Raw genomic sequence first — 17,910 nt, 5'->3', positions numbered from 1 at the left:
ACGCTGCGTGTCAGACATCGGGTTTGACCTTGCCCGAGGACCCGACCGATCCGCCAGATCGCTGCCCTGCCCTATCGGATCACCGCCGACGGATCCGCCGAGATCCTGCTCATCACCTCGCGCGAGACGCGGCGCTGGGTGATTCCCAAGGGCAATCCGATTGCCGGCCTCGCCTCGCACGAGGCCGCCGCGCAGGAGGCGTTCGAGGAAGCCGGGATTCGCGGCATCCCCTGCCCCAGCGCGGTCGGCGATTTCTGCTACGACAAGCGGCGCCGCAGCGGGCGTCTCCGGCCGATGATCGTCAGCGTCTATCCGATGCAGGTCGTCGAACAGGTCGCGGACTGGCCCGAGCGGGATCAGCGCGAGACACGGTGGTTTCCGCCTGATAAGGCCGCCGCCGCGGTCGACGAGCCCGAACTCAAGGCTCTGATCCGAGGATTCCGAAAGCCACCGATCCCGGTGGCGTTCGAACAACGCGTGCTGCCGGTGCTGCGGTCACGAATGAGGAGGCGTTTTCCGATGCTGGGCTGGTTCCAGGCACTCATGCCCAAGCAGGGGCGGTTCTTCGAGCTGTTCGACGCGCATGCCGCGACGCTCGTCGCGGGCGCCGACGCGCTCGCCCGGCTGCTCCACGGCGAAGGCTCGATCGAAAGCCAGATCGCCGAGATCGTGCGCCGCGAACACGAGGCCGACGACATCACGCGCGAGGTCCTGCAGGACGTCCGCCGGGTGTTCGTGACGCCGTTCGACCGCAGCGCGATCACCGACCTGATCGGCGTGATGGACGATGCGATCGACCAGATGAACGGCACCGCCAACGCGATCGCGCTGTACGAGGTGACCGAATTCGCGCCCGAGATGCGCGATATGGCGGGGATCATCGTCGAGGCCGCGCGAATCACCGCCGAGGCGATCCCGCTGCTCCGCTCGCTTGGCAGCAACGCCGGCCGCCTCCACGACCTGACCGCCCGGCTTATCCAGATCGAGGGTCACGCCGACGACATCCACGACACCGGCCTGCGCGCGCTCTTCGCCGCGTCGAAGAGCCATGCCGACCCGATGGCCTTCATCATCGGCCGCGAAATCTATTCGAGCCTCGAAAAGATCGTCGACCGCTTCGAAGACGTCGCCAACGAGATCCAGGGACTCGTCATCGACCATGCGTGACGCGTCGTTTCGGCCCGAAGCCTCTCCCGTGACACCCCCCCGGCGAAGGCCGGGGCCCAGTTGGGGGACGGCCATGGCTGAAGGCAGCGCAATGTTACTGCGACCTCTCCAACTGGACCCCGGCCTCCGCCGGGGCGGTAAACTGGTGGGACGCGCCGCGATGACGCCAATGCAGGCTCGGGGGAGCATCCCCGCATGATCCTCTCGCTCCCGGTCCTCATCGGCCTGATCGGCATCGCGCTGCTGTTCGATTTCCTCAACGGCCTGCACGACGCCGCGAACTCGATCGCGACGGTCGTTTCGACGCGCGTATTGAAACCCCAATATGCCGTGCTCTGGGCGGCGTTCTTCAACTTCATCGCCTTCGCCGTCTTCGGCCTCCACGTCGCGCAGACCGTCGGCACCGGCATCGTCCATGCGCAGGTGATCGACGCGCAGGTGATCTTCGCCGCGCTGATCGGCGCGATCGCGTGGAACGTCATCACCTGGGTGCTCGGCATCCCCTCGAGCAGCAGCCATGCGCTGATCGGTGGGCTGCTCGGCGCGGGCGTCGCCAAGATCGGCTTCGGCGCGATCGTCTGGAGCGGCGTGATCAAGACCGTCAGCGCGATCTTCGTCTCGCCCGCGGTCGGGCTGCTGCTCGCGCTGCTGCTCGTCCTGCTCGTCGCCTGGACCAGCCTCAAGCTCACCCCGCTCGGCGTCGACAAGCGCTTCCGCAAGCTCCAGCTGATCTCCGCCGCGCTCTATTCGCTCGGGCACGGCGGCAACGACGCGCAGAAGACGATGGGGATCATCGCGGTGCTGCTCTATTCGCAGGGGCTGCTCGGCGGCGAGTTCCACGTGCCCTTCTGGGTCGTGCTGTCCTGCCAGGCGGCGATGGCGCTCGGCACGCTGTCGGGCGGCTGGCGGATCGTCCACACCATGGGGTCGAAGATCACCCGGCTGACGCCCGCGCAGGGCTTCTGCGCGGAGACCGGCGGCGCGATCACGCTGTTCGCAGCGACCTTCTGGGGTGTGCCGGTCTCGTCGACGCACACCATCACCGGCGCGATCGTCGGCGTCGGCGCCGCGCGACGCCTGTCCGCGGTGCGCTGGAACGTCGCCAGCAACATCATCATCGCCTGGACCGTGACGCTGCCCGCCGCCGCCGCGATCGGGGCGGCGACCTATTGGCTGACCGGGCTATTTATCTGATAAATGCAAACGCTTACGGTCTGTTAAGCATGATCGGAGGGCAATTGCGCAACCGCTGATGCGGTACGCTTGCGGGATGTTCTCGCGCTCTCCCGCCATTTCCCTCCGCGATCATCCCGACGCCACGAGCCTCGTCCTGTTCGGGCTCGTCGAAAGCGACGAGGATGCGTGGAGCGCCGCGCAGCATGTCCGCCTCGCCAAGGTCGGCGCGGTCTGGCCGGTCGCGCTGATCGCGCACCTCGTGGCCGCGGCGATCGTCTTCGGCGTCTCGCTGGCGGCACGGCCGGCGCTGATCGCGGCGGTGGCGGTGCATGCGGGCGTGATCGCTCTGCTGTCCGGCGCGGCCTTTGCGACGGTGCGCAGCAGGACGCTGCGTGAATGGCCGATCCATCGCCGCAACGCGGTGCTCGCGACCTGCGCCGCCGGGCTCTCCGCCGCGCTCCTGTCCTTGCTCTGGGTCACCGTCGAGCTGCCGGGCGGGCCGATCGAGCTCGCCGGGCTGGTCGCGATCGTCGGCGCGATCAGCGTCACCGCGATCACCCTCTATGCCGTGCGCGCCGCGACCCTGGGGTTCGGCATTGGCCTGGCGCTGATGCTGACCTTGCTGTCGGGCGTGGGGATCGCGCCGGTCGTCGCGATCGCCGCCTTTGCCGGTTTTGCCGCGGTCGCCTACCGGATGGCGCGGATCGACTATGCGCTCGCGCTCGATCATGCGGACCAGTCGAGCGAGGGCCGGCTCGCGATGAAGCTGATGGCGGAGTTCGAGAATTACGGCCCCGGCTGGTTCTGGGAAGCCGACCGGCGCGGCCGCATCACCTATATCTCGCCAAAGATGGCGCACGCGCTCCCGCCGCCGTCGGACCCGGAGGAGGGGTGCGACCCGTCGTCCGGGCTGGTCGGCTGCATCCTCACCGACCTGTTCCGCATGGACAGCGACGCGCCCGGCACCGAACGCACGCTCGCCTTCCATTTGTCGTCGCGCACTTCCTTCTCGGACTATTCGGTCTGCGCCGCCGCCGACCCCGCGCCCGAGCGCTGGTGGTCGATGTCGGGCCGACCGGTGATCGACGAGATCGGCCGGTTCCAGGGCTTTATCGGCACCGGCTTCGACCTCACCGAAAAGCGCAAGGCCGATGCCGAGATCAACCGCCTCGCGCTGTTCGACGGGCTGACCGGGCTCGCCAACCGCCAGCGGATGCGGCTGTCGCTCGACAAGACGCTCGCGCAGCAGGCCGGGCCCTACCGGCCGACCGCCTTGTTCCTGATGGATCTCGACCGGTTCAAGGCGGTCAACGACACGCTCGGCCACCAGGCGGGCGACCTGCTGCTCAAACAGGTCGCGCAGCGGCTCACGCGCGTGGTCGGTGACGCAGGGCTGGTCGGCCGGCTCGGCGGCGACGAATTCCAGGTCGTCCTGCCCGGCGTCGACAACCGCGACACGCTCAGCACCCTGTCGCGCGAGCTCATCCTCGCGCTGTCGCAACCCTATTTCATCAGCGGCGCGTCGGTCTCGATCGGCTGTTCGATCGGCATCGCGATCACGCCGCAGCACGGCAAGGATTCGGAGACGCTGATCCGCAATGCCGATCTCGCGCTCTATGCGGCCAAGGCCGATGGCCGCGGCGTCCACCGCTTCTATTCGGACGACATGCTGGCGGGGGCGAAGTCGCGCAAGCAGCTCGAGGACGATCTGCGCATCGCGGTCACCGAAGGCGCGTTCCACCTCTGCTACCAGCCCGTCGTCAGCACCAAGTCGACGCGGATCGTCGGCTATGAGGCGCTGATCCGCTGGAACCACCCGACGCGCGGCCCCGTGTCGCCCGCCGACTTCATCCCGATCGCCGAGGAATGCGGGCTGATCGAGGCGATCGGCACCTGGGTCCTGCGCACCGCGTGCAACGCCGCCGCGCGCTGGCCCGCCGATGTCCGCGTCGCGGTCAACGTCTCGCCGATCCAGTTCGCCAACCCCGCGCTCCCAGCCCTCGTCACCAGCGCGCTCGCCCAGTCCGGGCTGCCCGCCAACCGGCTCGAGCTCGAGATCACCGAGGGCGTCTTCCTCGACGAGAGCGCGTCCTCGGACCAGATGTTCAAGGCGCTCAAAGGAATCGGCGTCCGGCTCGCGCTCGACGATTTCGGCACCGGCTATTCGTCGCTCGGCTATCTGCGCACCGCGCCGTTCGACAAGATCAAGATCGACCAGTCGTTCGTGAAGGGCGCGGCCGAACCCGGCAACCGCAACGCCGCGATCATCAAGGCGATCGTCATGCTCGCCGACACGCTCGGCATGGAGACGACCGCGGAAGGCGTCGAGCTGCAGGACGAGATCGCACTCGTCCGCGATCTCGGCTGCAGCCATATCCAGGGCTATGTCTATGGCCGCCCGGTCCTCAACGAGGTGGTGATGGAACAGCTTGCCACCGCCGCGGGGGTGGCGACCGCCGCCGGGTTCAAGACCAGCCGGGCGCCGCGCGTGCGGATGCTGCGCTCGGCGCGGCTGCTGGTCGAGGACACGCTCGTCGATGTCCGCGTCCGCGACATCTCGACCAGCGGCGCGATGGTCGAGGGGCTGATGGTCCGCGGCGATCCGACCGGCGCCGGCGTCTCGATCGAGCTCGTCGACGGCCAGATGATCGGCGCGCAGATTCGCTGGCTGCGCGACGGCCGCGCCGGGCTCGCCTTCGATCATCCGGTCGATATCGAACGGCTCGGCCCACCGCCGCTGGTCCGCGGGATGCGCCGCGCGGGCTGACCGCGGGCGCGCGCGGCTCGCTCGAAAATATTTCGAAAGGCGCGAAATCCGCTTGCGTATCGCGAACCCGGCGCAGATCCACGCGTCGCGCCGCCGCCGCCGCCTCGCGATACCCCCATCGACCCCGGGCAGGGCCGCAACGGGCCAACTAGCGGCTTGCACCCGCTGCGGGATTGGCACAGTATCTGGGGGCTACTTACAGCGGCAGGCCCTATCTCTGGTAGAACATGGTGCGCCCCTCGGGCTGCCACCCTGATTGTCGACAGGCGTGACCACGCGCTGCCGATCAGTTTTTGTTCTGCTTTTGATCTGCCCGATGATAGCATGGGATATGCTCCCGATTCGAACGATTACAGAATTTTAGGAGCGGTCTTTTGGATTTCAGAGACAGCAGCCGGGATAGCGACATGACGACCGACACCATCGAACAGACCCTCGACACGCCCACAGCAGAGGCCCCCAAGGCGCCGCGTCAGGCGCAGGACAGCCATTCCGTGCGCGCGCAGATCTACCCGGTCGAAGTCGATCACAGCCGCGACGCGCTGCTGACCGAATTCGGCAAGGAGACGCTGAAGGACCGCTATCTGCTCCCGGGCGAGAGCTATCAGGACCTGTTCGTCCGCGTCGCGTCTGCGTACGCCGATGACGCCGGCCATGCGCAGCGTCTCTACGACGCGATCTCGAAGCTCTGGTTCATGCCGGCCACCCCCGTTCTCTCGAACGGCGGCACCGGTCGCGGCCTGCCGATCTCCTGCTATCTCAACTCGGTCCCCGACAGCCTCGGCGGCATCGTCGACACCTGGAACGAGAATGTCTGGCTCGCCTCGCGCGGCGGCGGCATCGGCACCTATTGGGGCAACGTCCGCGGCATCGGCGAGCCGGTCGGCCTCAACGGCAAGACCAGCGGCATCATCCCGTTCGTCCGCGTCATGGATTCGCTGACCCTCGCCATCTCGCAGGGCTCGCTGCGCCGCGGCTCGGCGGCCGTGTACCTCGACGTCTCGCATCCCGAGATCGAGGAATTCCTCGAGATCCGCAAACCCTCGGGCGATTTCAACCGCAAGGCGCTGAACCTCCACCACGGCGTGCTGATCACCGACGCGTTCATGGAGGCCGTGCGCAACGGCGAGGAATGGCATCTGCGGTCGCCGAAGGACCAGGCGATCCGCGCCACCGTCGACGCGCGCTCGCTGTTCCAGAAGCTCGTCGAGACGCGTCTCCAGACCGGCGAGCCCTACATCGTCTTTGCCGATCACGTGAACAAGGCGATGCCCAAGCATCACCGTGAACTGGGCCTCAAGGTCTCGACCTCGAACCTCTGCTCGGAAATCACGCTGCCGACCGGCAAGGATCATCTCGGCAACGAGCGGACCGCGGTCTGCTGCCTGTCGTCGCTGAACCTCGAAACCTGGGATCAGTGGAAGGACGAGAAGGGCCTGATCGAGGACGTGATGCGCTTCCTCGACAACGTGCTCCAGGACTATATCGACCGCCACGAGCCCGGCATGGAGCGCGCCGCCTATTCGGCGGGCCGCGAGCGCTCGGTCGGCCTCGGCGTCATGGGCTTCCACAGCTTCCTCCAGGCGCGCGGCATCCCGTTCGAGGGCGCGATGGCGAAATCGTGGAACCTGCGGATGTTCAAGCACATCAACGCGCAGGCCAACGAAGCCTCGATGCAGCTCGCGATCGAGCGCGGGCCCTGCCCCGACGCCGCCGATGTCGGCGCGATGGAGCGGTTCAGCTGCAAGATGGCGATCGCACCGACCGCGTCGATCAGCATCATCTGCGGCGGCACGTCGGCGTGCATCGAGCCGATCCCGGCGAACATCTACACGCACAAGACGCTCTCGGGCAGCTTCTCGATCAAGAACCCGTATCTCGAGAAGATGCTCGCCGAAAAGTCGAAGAACTCGGACGCGGTGTGGAACTCGATCCTCGAACAGGGCGGGTCGGTCCAGCATCTCGACTTCCTCTCGACCGAGGAAAAGGACTGCTACAAGACCAGCTTCGAGATCGACCAGCGCTGGCTGCTCGAACTCGCCGCGGACCGCACGCCCTATATCGACCAGGCGCAGTCGCTGAACCTGTTCATCCCCGCGGACGTGGAAAAGTGGGACCTGCTGATGCTCCACTTCCGCGCCTGGGAGCTCGGCATCAAGTCGCTCTATTATCTCCGCTCCAAGTCGGTGCAGCGCGCCGGCTTCGCGGGCGGGGTCGAGGCGGACAACACCATCGACCTGCGTCAGATCGACGTGGAATCGAAGGACTATGACGAGTGCCTCGCCTGCCAATAAGCCCCCGACCCATCACCGTGGCGGGCCCGCCCGCCGCCTGATCGAACAGCCTGTCGCGCTTCCCGCGCGACAGGCTGTTTCGTGGGCGCGCGGCCTAGGTCCAAAGCGGGCCGGTCTGCGGCTTGTCGCACCCGTGCGCGCGGCCTAGCCCGGTCGCCGGGACAGCGCGCTGGGGGGCGTCGATGGGGACAAGGCTCGCGACGCGTCTGGCGATCATGCTGCTGGCCCCGGCCCTGACACTCGCGCCCGCCTCACCCGCCGCCGCCCGCCAGAGAAGCGCGCAGAAGACCGGCTTCACGCTGCCCCCCGGCAGCGGCAGGACCATCCTCCTCGTCCGCCCGAGCATACGCGTCGGCGCACGCTCGACCGGCGGGATGTTCGAACCCAATGGCGACTGGACCGACCAGGCCCGCCGCAACATCGAGGCCGCACTCGCCGCGCAGCAACAGGCGCTCGGCAACCGCGTGATCCCCGCCCCCGTTGCAGACGGCGATGCGGCGCGGCTCGTGGCGGACTATGCCGCGCTGTTCGCCGCGGTCTCGCAATCGGTGATCCGCTATCAGTTCTTCGCCGGCGACCGGCTGCCGACCAAGAAGCTGGCGACCGAGGCCGGACGGTTCGACTGGACGCTCGGGCCCGGCATCGCGCGGTTGCCCGGCGCGCGCGACGCCGATTACGCGCTCTTCCTCAGCACCAGCGACGCCTATGGCTCGACCGGGCGCAAGCTGCTGCAGATCGTCGCGATGCTCGGGCCCGGCATCCCGCTCAGCGCGGGCGAACATGCGGGCTATGCCGGGCTGGTCGATCTGCGGACCGGCGACCTGCTCTGGCTCAACGCCGACCGCGCGATGGGCGGCGACCTGCGCACTCCCGAAGGCGCCGCCACGCGCGTCCGGCAGCTGCTCGCCGATTTCCCCGGCAGCACCCCCGCCCCCCGATGACCGTCACCGCGCTCGCCCTCGCCCTGCTCGCCGCCACCGCCCCCGCCCCGCCGCCTTATACGGGCGCCTATCAGCCGCGCGGCGTCGACGAGATCGGCGCCTGGGCCGAGGCGGACGAGGACGAGCGCCAGCTCGCGCTGTCGCCGCTGCTGATCCGCGACGCCGCGCTCGACGCCTATGTCCGCCGCGCGCTCTGCGACACGGTCGGCGCGGCCCGCTGCGCCGGCGTGCGCGTCTATGTCCTGCGCGTGCCGCTGTTCAACGCGAGCATGGCGGCGAACGGGACGATGCGCGTGTTCAGCGGGCTGCTGCTCCGCGCCCGCAGCGAGGCGGAGCTCGGCGCGGTGCTCGGACATGAATTCGGCCATTTCGAACGCCGCCACACGCTTGCACAGTTCCGGGCGCAGCGTACCGGATCCGACCTGCTCGGCTGGGGGGCGGTGCTCGCCGCAATGGCCCCCGATGCCGATCTGCGCCGCCGCTTCGCCACGCTCGGCCGATCGGTCTATGGCGCACTCTATCGCTTCTCGCGCGATCAGGAGCGCGACGCCGACCGGCTCGGGATCGGCTATCTCAACGCCAGCCGCCTCCGCCCGCAGGCCGCCGCGCAGTTGTGGCGCAACGCGATCGCCGAGGCCGGGGCTTCCGCGGTCGCGCGCGGCGCGCACCGCCCGCGGCTCGACCGCATCGGCTTCTACGCCTCGCACCCGCCCGAGGCCGAACGCGCCGCCACGCTGACCGCGCTCGCTTTGCCCGACGCGGCGGACCGCGACGACGGCGCCGACCGCCATGCCGAAGCACTCGCGCCATGGCTGCCGCTGTTCCTCGACGACCAGATCAAGCTCAACGACTTCGGCGCCAGCGCCTATCTGATCGCCGCCTGTGCCGCGCGCGGCTGGACCGCGGCACTGTGGCGCGCACGCGGCGACCTGTACCGCGCCCGCGGCAACCCCCGCGACCTCGTCAACGCCGCGCACTTTTACGCGCAGGCCATCGCGCTCGACCCGGGCCTCGCCGCCGCACAGCGCGGGCTGGGGCTGGCGCTGGTCCGGACCGGTCGCCTTGCGGAGGGACAGGCAGCACTACGCCGCTATCTCGCGCTCGACCCCGCCGCCGGCGATGCGACCATGATCGCCGCCCTGATCGCCGCCCCGGAGGACCGCTGATGCGCTACCCGCTGCTCCCTGCCCTCCTCATGCTCCTGCCCGCACCCGCCGATGCCAACGCCTATCGCGCGCAGGGCAAGCCCGTCCGCGTCGCCCGGACGATGACCGTCACCCCGCCGCGCGACTGGAACCAGCTTTCCGCCCGACCGGGCCGCAAGGCCGAGGTCTGGACGCTCGACGGCGAGCGGCTCAACGCGGTCACCTGGTTCGGCGGGATCGCACCCGGTGAGGCGCTGCTGCGCGAACCCCGGCGGCGCAAGACGCTCCCCCGCTACAGCGACGCGATGCTGCTCGCCGAAATCCCCGAACTACTCGAATCGACCTATCGCAGCGCGGGCGGGATCGCGGATTTCACGCTCACCACCGCGGCGCCCGACCCGTTTCTCGGCCATGCCGGCATCCGCTTCGGCTATGCCTATGTCGACGCCGACGACCTGCCCCGCCGGGGCGAGGCGCGCGCGGCGATCGTCGCGGGGCTGCTCTACATCGTCACCTTCGACGCGCCGCGCACCGACTATTTCGACCGGCTGCTCGGCGACGTCCACCGCCTCACCGACAGCGCCGCGCTCTAGAACGCGCCCGCCGCCAGCACCCGGTCCGCCTCCATCACCGCATGCAGCGCGCGCGCGAGCTCCGCCATCGAATAGGGTTTGTGCAACAGCGCAAAGCCCTGCGCGCCGTCCTTCGAGATCACGTCGCTATAGCCGCTGGTCAGCAGCACGCGCATCGCGGGAAAGTCCCGGCGGACATATTGCGCCAGCGCGACGCCGTTCATCCCCGGCATCACCACGTCCGAAAACATCACGTCGAACGCGTCCGCCTCCCGCGCAAGGATCGCCAGCGCCTCCTCGGCATCGCGCGCGAACACGATCGCGTGCCCCAGATCGGCGAGCGCGGACATCGCGAAGTCGCCGACCGCGGCATTGTCCTCGACCACCAGGATCCGCAGCGACGGCCCCTCGCCACGCGCCTCCGCCGCGATGCCGACGCCCGCCGGCACGCCGGTCGGATCATGCGGCAGGTATAGCGTGAAGGTCGCACCCGCGCCCGGCGTGCTCTCGACGATCACCTCGCCGCCCGACTGTTTCACGAACCCGAACACCTGCGACAGGCCCAGCCCGGTGCCATGGCCGATCGCCTTCGACGTGAAGAACGGCTCGAAAATATGCTCGATATGCGCCGGGTCGATCCCGCTGCCCGTGTCGTGCACGCCGATCGTCACGAAATCGCCGTCGCGCGCGACATGGCCGCGCACCGCCGGGATCCGCGCCGCGCGCCCGACCACGATCCGCAGCGCCCCGCGCCCCGCCATCGCGTCGCGCGCATTGACCGCCAGGTTGACGATCGCGGTCTCGAGCTGGCTCGCATCCGCATGCGTCAGGCACGGCGTGTCGGGCAGGCTCAGCGCGATGTCGATGAACGATCCCGACAGCGTCGCCAGCATGTCGGTCATCCCGCTGACGACGGCGCGGACGTCGAGCACCTCGGGGGTCAGCGACGATCGCCGCGCAAAGGCGAGCAGCTGGTTGGTCAGCTTGGTCGCGCGATCGGCGGTGTCGGCGATCGCGGTGATGTAGCGGTCGCGCCGATCCGCGCTCAAATCGGGACGCCGCAACAGGTCGGTCGATCCGCGGATCACCGTCAGCAGATTGTTGAAATCATGCGCGATACCCCCGGTCAGCTGGCCCAGCGTCTCCATCTTCTGCGCCTGGCGCAGCGCCTCATGCGCCTGGGTCAGCTCCGCGGTCCGCTCCGCCACGCGCTGTTCGAGCGTGTCGTTGACCTCCTGCACCGCCTTGAACAGCTGCGCATTGTCGATCGCGATCGCCGCCTGCGCCGCGACGCCGACCAGCAGCCGCTCGTGCCGCTCGCCGAAACGTCCCGGCTCGGAATGGCCGAACAACAACCCGCCCAGTACCACCCCGGTGCGCGACGTGACCGGCACCGACAGATAGCTGCGCACCGGCAGATGCCCGCGCGGCATCCCGTAATGCGGCGCGCTTTTCCCGTAGCGCGGGTCGGTGCGGATATCGTCCGAGCGGATCACGCCCTCGTTGCGGAAGGTCGGTCCGAACACCGCGGTCGCGCGCGGCCGGCCGAGCTTCTCGAACGCCGCGCGCTCCGCCCCGGCCAGCGTGAACAGGTGCAGCCGCTCGCCGGTCTCGTCCATCAAATTGTGGAAATACGCCCCGAACTCCGCCCCGGTCAGCTTGACCCCCGCATCGGTGACCATCTGGATCAGCGGTTCGAGTTCGAGCTCCGCGACCAGCGCCGCGCCGGTGACGTTCAGCGTCTCGAGGCTGTGCGTTTCCCAGCGCAGGCTGCGCTCGGCGAGCACCGCGTCGGTCGTCTCGATCACCACCGCCAGCACGCCCGCGGGCACCCCGTCCGCGTCGAGCACGGGCGAGTAATTGAGGTCGAGGAACACCGTCTCGGGCTCGCCATGGCGGTACAGCGTCAGCTCCTGCCGCGCATAGCTCCGCGTCTTGCCGGCCATCCCGGCGCGCACCACGCCGTCGTTGAACGTCGCCGCCTCCATCCAGGCCTCGCGCACCGGCATGCCGAGAATCGCGGGGTGCTTGTCCTGCGCGATCGTCGCATAGCGCGCATTGTAGAGCAGGATCCCCTCCTCGCCCCACAGCAGCGCCATCGGCACCGGCGCGCGCAACAGGATCGACACCACGGTCCGCAGATGCGGCGGCCAGCCTTCGATCGGGCCGAGCGGGGTCGCTGACCAGTCGAACGCAGCGATCAGCGCCGCGAGCGGGCCGTCGCCCAGGAATCCATGCCGCTCAGTCACGCTGCCCCACCTTGCCCCCACCCCGGGTCCGAAATCCTGCGTCCCTGATCACCGTACACGCACGGGCCTTACCCCATCCTATACACCGCACCGCCGCCACGAAACGCTGCAATGTCCGTCACCTGCGCTACTGCGTCGACTCCGCCGACAGTGCGTCACCGATCCGCGCCGCGACCTCGCCGATGCGATAGGGCTTCTTCAACACCGTCTCCGCCGCCAGCTCGTCGCCGAACGTCGCGACATCGGCATAGCCGCTCGCGAACAGCAGCGGCATGGCGGGCGCGACCGCGCGGATCCGCCGCGCCAGGTCGACGCCCGACATACCCGGCATCACCACGTCGGTCAGCACCAGGTCGAACGACGCGCGCCCGAATTCGGTCAGCGCCTCGGTCCCGCTCGCCGCTGCGACCACCTGATAGCCGATCTCCTCGATCATCTGCGCGGCGACCCCGCGGACGTCATTGTCGTCGTCGACCACCAGGATCCGCTGCCGCGACCCGGTCGCCTGGGCCAGCCGCTCGATCGCGACCGGATCGGCGACCTCGGTCGTCCGCGGCAGGTACAAGGTGATCACCGTCCCCTCGTTTTCCGCGCTGACGATCCGGACCGTGCCGCCCGACTGACGGGCAAAGCCGTACACCTGCGCGAGCCCCAGGCCCGTGCCCTTGCCCTGCCCCTTGGTGGTGAAGAACGGCTCGAACGCGCGCGCCAGCACCGCGGGCGTCATCCCCGCACCGGTATCGGCGACCTCGATCGCGACATAGGCGCCCGGGTTCAGCTCGGCGGTCAGCGCGTCGGGCACCGCGGCCAGGTTGCGCGTCGCGATCCGCACCACCCCGCCCGACGGCATCGCGTCGCGCGCGTTGATCGCCAGGTTGAGCAGCACGACCTCGAGCTGCGTCGGATCGACCATCGCCCGCCAGACATCGTCCGCCAGGTCGAGCTCGACCGTCACCGCCGCCCCGATCGACCGCGCGAGCAGGTCCGCCATCGACGCGACGACCTGGTTGGGCTCGACCGGCACCGGCGACAGATGCTGGCGCCGCGAAAACGACAGGAGCTGCGCGGTCAGCGTCGCGCCGCGCTCGCCCGCCTGCAACGCCATGCTCGCCAGCCGCCGGATCTTCTCGTCGTCGGTGCGCCGCAGCAACAGGTCGAGCGAGCCGATCACCGCGGTCAGCAGGTTGTTGAAATCATGCGCGATGCCCCCGGTCAGCTGGCCGATCGCCTCCATCTTCTGCGCCTGCACCAGCCGCGCCTCGGCCCGCTCGCGCTCGGCGATCTCCGCGGTCAGCCGGTCGTTCGCCGCCGCCAGTTCGCGCGTCCGCGCCTCGACCTTCGCCTCCAGTGTGTCGGCCAGATCGCGCAGCTCGGCGCGCGCTTTTTCGCGGTCCTCGAAATGCCGCGCCGCCAGCCGCTGGCGTTGCCGCGCGCGCAGCGCCGCGCGCGCCGCGCTGACCAGCGACGCAGGATGCAGCGGGCGTTCGAGCAGGGTCACATTGGCGACCGCCTCGACCTCGCGCGCGCCGCGCCGCGGTTCGCCGCGCTTGCTCAGCAGGATGAACGGAAAGTCGGACCAGGGCGCCTGCGCCGCGATCGCCGCGAGCAGCCGCTCCTGGTCGAGCCGCGACAGCGCGTCGTCGGTCAGGATCGCGCCGGCATGCGTGCCCCCCGCGATCGCCGCGAACAGCGCGGTCCCGTCGGCATCCGGCACCGCGGCGATATCGGCAGAGCGCAGCACCTGCGCGGTCACATCGGCGTCGCGGCCGGTCGGCGCGACCACCAGGAAATCATCGGTCATCATCGCCGGTCGGTCAGGATTCGTCACGGTTCGTCAGCAGGGCGGCGCTGCCCCCATATTCGGGCGTCCCGGTCAGCACGCCGCGAAACCCGGTCAGCTGCGGCCCGACGCGGATCCCGCCGCTGTCGATCCGGAACTCGCGCAAGGTCCCCTCATGCGGACCCATGCGGCGTTTCAGGAACGACATCACCCGCCGGATCGCGCCATCCGCCTCGAAGAACCTGAGCAGCATCACCGAATCCGCAAGATAGGTCAGGTCGACCGGCGACTGCATCGTCCCGATCATCCCGGTCTGCGTCAGCACCAGCAGCCCCAGCACGCCCTGCTGGTTCAGATAGGTCACGACCTCGTGCATCTGCAGCAGCATGTGCTGCTCCTCGGGCATGGCGAGCTGATAGCCCGACAGCGAATCGAGCACGACCACCGTCGCGCCGACCCGCTCGACCTGGTCGCGGATGATCCCGGTCAGCTCGCCCGGCGACAATTCGCCCGGATCGACCTGGCGGAAACACAGCCGCCCCGCCGCGACATGGTCGCTGAGGTCGAGGTCCATCCCCGCCGCGCGGCGCATGAAGACGCGCTCGGTCTCGTCGAAGCTGACGAACAGCGCCTTCTCCCCGCGTTCGAGCGCGGCAAAGACATATTGCAGCGACAGCGTCGTCTTGCCCGATCCCGACGGCCCGATGATCAGCGTCGTCGTCCCGTAATCCAGCCCGCCGCCCGACAGCGTATCCAGCTCCTCGATCCCGCTCGACGCCAGCCGGTCGACAAAACCGGTATCGGGATGCGCGACCGCGGTCAGCCGCGGAAAGATCTGCAGCCCGCCGCGCCGGATCACGAAGTCATGGAAGCCGCCGCGAAACGCGCGCGCGCGCATCTTGTACACCCGCAGCCGCCGCCGCTCGGATCCATAGGGCAGCGCGATCTGTTCGAGCCGGACGACGCCGTGCGCCAGGCTGTGCAGGCTGAGATCGTCCTCGGTCTGCGTCAGGTCGTCGAGGAACAGCGCGGTGCAGCCGCGCTGCGCGAAATAATGCTTGAGCGCGAGCAGCTGCCGGCGGAACCGCAGCGGCCCCTGCGCGAGCAGGCGGATCTCGGACAGGCTGTCGAACACGATCCGCGTCGGCTCGACCTTGCTCACCGCCTCCATCACCATGTTGACCGTCTCGCCGAGTTCGAGATCGGACGAATAGACGATCGATTGTTCGCGATCGACGTCGAGGCTGAGCTCGGGCGGCACCAGCTCGAAGATGTCGACCCCGGTCATGTCCCAGCCATGCGTCCTGGCGACATGGAGCAGCTCGTCACGGCTTTCCGACAGCGTGATGTACAGGCACCGCTCGCCCGCATCGCGCCCGGCGAGCAGGAACTGCAGCCCGAGCGTGGTCTTGCCCGACCCCGGCTCACCCTCGATCAGGTGGACGCGGTTATACGCATAGCCGCCGTCGAGGATGTAGTTCAGCGGGTCGAGGCCGGTCGATACGACGCTCCCGTCGGAGGGTGATGACGGTTCTTGACGCACGCGACATTTCTCCAGGCCAGTCCGGGCGCCGCGCCGGACCATGTCCGGTTCGAGAGCCCCCGCCCAACAACCCCCCGGCAACGCACAAGTTTCCGCTGCGGAATTTTTGCAAAAGTCACCGCGGTCCGGCCGCGTAGGCGGGGGGGCGGCGGGCTGGAGGACTGGGGGGCCTTAAGCCCCCGCCCCCGTCCGGCGCACCACGCGTTCGAGGATCGCGAGCGGCATCGCCCCCTTCAGCAACACCGCATGGAAGTCCTTCGGCGTATATCCCGGCCGCGTCTTCGCCTCGTCGCGCAGGCGGGTCCACACCGTGTGGCCGATCTTGTAGCTGCACGCCTGGCCCGGCCAGACGGTGTAGCGGTCGATCTCGCCCTGGCTGCGGCCGCGCGCGATTCCCGTCGTCGCGATCAGGTAATCGGTCGCCTTTTCGCGGCTCCAGCGTTTCGCGTGCATCCCGCTGTCGACCACCAGCCGCGTCGCGCGGAACAGCAGCGACTGGAGATAGCCGACCTGCCCCAGCGGATCGCCCTCATACATCCCCATCTCGTCGGCGAGCTGTTCGGCGTAGAGCGCCCAGCCCTCCGAATAGCCGCTGAAGAACCCGCGCCGGCGGATCAGCGGGATCTGCTCGCTCTCGAGCGCGAGGCTGACCTGGAGATGATGCCCCGGCACCGCCTCGTGGTGCGTCAGCGTGGCGAGCCCGAATTTGGGCCGGTCGAACGTGTCGCGCAGGTTGATATAGTAGATCGCCGGTCGCGACCCGTCGAGCGAGGCGTTCTGATAATAGCCGCCCGGCGCGCCCGCCTGGATCGTCGGCGGCACGCGGCGCACCTCGACCGGCGCCTTGGGCAGGCTGGCGAACGCCTCGGGCAGCCGCGCCTGCATCGCGACGATCTGCCGGTTGAGATGCGCGAGCAGCGCGTCGCGGCCCGCATCGGTGTTGGGGTAAAGCTGGTCGGGCCGCTTGTTGAGCGCCACCAGCCGCTCGCCGACGGTGCCTTGCGTCATCCCCTGCGTCTTCAGGATGCCGTCGATCCGCGCACCGATCTCGGCGACCTGCGCAAGGCCCAGGCGGTGGATCTCGTCCCCGCTCATCGCCACCGTCGTCGCGGCCTCCGCCGCCGCGGCATAATAGGCGTCGCCATCGGGCAGCCGCCAGCAGCCCGCATCATGCACCGCCTTGGTGCGCAGTTCGGCGACCAGCGCACGCTGCCGTTCGAGCGCGGGGCGGACGTCGCGCTCGACGATCGCGGTCGCGCGCGCGACGCGGTCGTCGGGCAGCCCCGCGGCCTTCAGCTTGGTGGCGAAGCTCGTCACCATCACGCTCTGCGCCGCCGCGCCCTCCATCGCGCTGCCCAGCTGCTTCAGCGTCGTGTCGAGGATATAATCGGGCGCGAACACGCCGCGCGCCGCGTCGCTGCGCTGCTGCTCGCTGCTGTCGTCGATCGCCTTGGGCAGCGCGGACAGCCGCTGCAGATACGCATCCGCCTCGCCCGCATCGCGCACCCGCGTCTGCGATTCGAGGAAATCGGGCACGTCACGATACGGCCCGGTCAGCTGGCTCAGCACATAGGGCGCGAACCGCCCCAGGCTGCTGCCATAGGTGAACCGCTTCGCGCCCGCGACCGCGCGCGTCAGCTGATAGGTCACGATCTCGTGATCGAGCGCGCCGTCGCTCGACAGCCCGCCCGTCCCGAACGCGCGCAGCTCGGCGAGTTCCTTCGTCGCTTGCGCCCGTTCACGCGCGCGTCCCGCCGCCGACTGGTCGTCGAGCCGCGCCTTCAGGCTGCTGCGCGTCCCCGTGTCGAGCCCCAGCCGCGTTGCCTGTTCGGGCGAGTCGTCGAGCCGCGCATAGAAGAACCGGTCGAGCATCGTGCACAGCGCCGCGTCGCGCGATCCCGCCGCGGCGGCCCCTTTGAGGGGGACCGCACCGATGACGGACGCGGCAGCGGCACTCGTTAGAAACCGACGACGATGCATGGACTACTCCCCTGATTCGGGGAGGGGTGTAGCATCCGGGCGGTCTCGATCCACCCCGGGCCCCATGCTATCTGGGACTTACGCGCTCAGACCGGCGAGACGCCGTCCGCATTCACCAGATCGTCACCGACCAGCGTGCCGACCAGCCGCACACGCTTTTCGACCAGGTCGACGGGCGTGCGGTGGAGCTCGAGCTCATAGCGCCCGCCCATGTCGCGGCGCAGGTAGAACGCACCACCGTCACGGATCAGCGTCCCCGTCTCGTCGATCTTGGTTCCGATGGTCGTCATGGCGCG

General features: G+C 69.2%; 12 protein-coding genes. 7 read left to right on the top strand and 5 right to left on the bottom strand.

Going from position 1 to position 17,910, the window contains the following annotated elements:
• Positions 1 to 48 precede the first annotated feature (48 nt).
• From ASE89_RS15415 to ASE89_RS15385, 7 genes are all read left to right on the top strand, one after another.
• Positions 49 to 1,167 (top strand): DUF47 family protein, encoded by a 1,119-nt coding sequence (locus ASE89_RS15415; protein WP_056679450.1) that lies wholly within the window; start codon positions 49 to 51, stop codon positions 1,165 to 1,167.
• Positions 1,168 to 1,362: 195 nt separating this feature from the next.
• Complete coding sequence (locus tag ASE89_RS15410; RefSeq protein ID WP_031394897.1) at positions 1,363 to 2,361, top strand: inorganic phosphate transporter; 999 nt, start codon at positions 1,363 to 1,365, stop codon at positions 2,359 to 2,361.
• Positions 2,362 to 2,437: 76 nt separating this feature from the next.
• Positions 2,438 to 5,110, top strand: coding sequence for an EAL domain-containing protein (locus ASE89_RS15405; RefSeq protein ID WP_056679447.1), 2,673 nt, complete (start codon positions 2,438 to 2,440; stop codon positions 5,108 to 5,110).
• Between the two features lie 407 nt (positions 5,111 to 5,517).
• Positions 5,518 to 7,404, top strand: coding sequence for a ribonucleoside-diphosphate reductase subunit alpha (locus ASE89_RS15400; protein ID WP_434556488.1), 1,887 nt, complete (start codon positions 5,518 to 5,520; stop codon positions 7,402 to 7,404).
• A gap of 182 nt (positions 7,405 to 7,586) precedes the next feature.
• The gene (locus ASE89_RS15395) at positions 7,587 to 8,345 is read left to right on the top strand and encodes a hypothetical protein (RefSeq protein WP_330219063.1); all 759 of its coding nucleotides are present in this window, start codon (positions 7,587 to 7,589) and stop codon (positions 8,343 to 8,345) included.
• On the top strand, positions 8,342 to 9,511 hold the full coding sequence (locus ASE89_RS15390) for a M48 family metallopeptidase (RefSeq protein WP_082451588.1): 1,170 nt from the start codon (positions 8,342 to 8,344) through the stop codon (positions 9,509 to 9,511). The genes ASE89_RS15395 and ASE89_RS15390 overlap by 4 nt, the downstream gene beginning before the upstream one ends.
• On the top strand, positions 9,511 to 10,083 hold the full coding sequence (locus ASE89_RS15385) for a hypothetical protein (protein ID WP_056679436.1): 573 nt from the start codon (positions 9,511 to 9,513) through the stop codon (positions 10,081 to 10,083). The genes ASE89_RS15390 and ASE89_RS15385 overlap by 1 nt, the downstream gene beginning before the upstream one ends.
• Here the strand turns inward: ASE89_RS15385 and ASE89_RS15380 are convergent.
• The 5 genes from ASE89_RS15380 to ASE89_RS15360 all read right to left on the bottom strand — a co-directional run bounded on the left by ASE89_RS15380 (position 10,080) and on the right by ASE89_RS15360 (position 17,904).
• The gene (locus ASE89_RS15380; RefSeq protein WP_056679433.1) at positions 10,080 to 12,311 is read right to left on the bottom strand and encodes a hybrid sensor histidine kinase/response regulator; all 2,232 of its coding nucleotides are present in this window, start codon (positions 12,309 to 12,311) and stop codon (positions 10,080 to 10,082) included. The two genes, ASE89_RS15385 and ASE89_RS15380, sit on opposite strands and share 4 nt — an antisense overlap.
• Before the next feature lie 127 nt (positions 12,312 to 12,438).
• Positions 12,439 to 14,112 (bottom strand): response regulator, encoded by a 1,674-nt coding sequence (locus ASE89_RS15375; RefSeq protein ID WP_168427695.1) that lies wholly within the window; start codon positions 14,110 to 14,112, stop codon positions 12,439 to 12,441.
• A gap of 13 nt (positions 14,113 to 14,125) precedes the next feature.
• Positions 14,126 to 15,634: an ATPase domain-containing protein gene (locus ASE89_RS15370; protein WP_056680741.1), complete on the bottom strand. Its 1,509-nt coding sequence runs from the start codon at positions 15,632 to 15,634 to the stop codon at positions 14,126 to 14,128.
• Positions 15,635 to 15,805: 171 nt separating this feature from the next.
• Entirely contained in the window at positions 15,806 to 17,614 is a 1,809-nt protein-coding gene (locus ASE89_RS15365; RefSeq protein ID WP_056679428.1) for a DUF885 domain-containing protein, read from the bottom strand.
• Positions 17,615 to 17,700: 86 nt separating this feature from the next.
• Positions 17,701 to 17,904 (bottom strand): DUF5818 domain-containing protein, encoded by a 204-nt coding sequence (locus ASE89_RS15360; RefSeq protein ID WP_031440577.1) that lies wholly within the window; start codon positions 17,902 to 17,904, stop codon positions 17,701 to 17,703.
• Between the last annotated feature and the right edge of the window lie 6 nt (positions 17,905 to 17,910).

This window comes from Sphingomonas sp. Leaf30 (genome assembly GCF_001422525.1).
GTDB lineage: Bacteria > Pseudomonadota > Alphaproteobacteria > Sphingomonadales > Sphingomonadaceae > Sphingomonas > Sphingomonas aerolata.
This window is presented reverse-complemented; position numbering and strand designations above follow the sequence as displayed.

Coding starts and splice junctions, on each gene's coding strand:
- ASE89_RS15405 (WP_056679447.1), top strand. CDS start 2,438: ATGTTCTCGCGCTCTCCCGCCATTTCCCTCCGCGATCATCCCGACGCC.
- ASE89_RS15400 (WP_434556488.1), top strand. CDS start 5,518: ATGACGACCGACACCATCGAACAGACCCTCGACACGCCCACAGCAGAG.
- ASE89_RS15365 (WP_056679428.1), bottom strand. CDS start 17,614: ATGCATCGTCGTCGGTTTCTAACGAGTGCCGCTGCCGCGTCCGTCATC.
- ASE89_RS15385 (WP_056679436.1), top strand. CDS start 9,511: ATGCGCTACCCGCTGCTCCCTGCCCTCCTCATGCTCCTGCCCGCACCC.
- ASE89_RS15410 (WP_031394897.1), top strand. CDS start 1,363: ATGATCCTCTCGCTCCCGGTCCTCATCGGCCTGATCGGCATCGCGCTG.
- ASE89_RS15360 (WP_031440577.1), bottom strand. CDS start 17,904: ATGACGACCATCGGAACCAAGATCGACGAGACGGGGACGCTGATCCGT.
- ASE89_RS15395 (WP_330219063.1), top strand. CDS start 7,587: ATGGGGACAAGGCTCGCGACGCGTCTGGCGATCATGCTGCTGGCCCCG.
- ASE89_RS15390 (WP_082451588.1), top strand. CDS start 8,342: ATGACCGTCACCGCGCTCGCCCTCGCCCTGCTCGCCGCCACCGCCCCC.
- ASE89_RS15375 (WP_168427695.1), bottom strand. CDS start 14,112: ATGACCGATGATTTCCTGGTGGTCGCGCCGACCGGCCGCGACGCCGAT.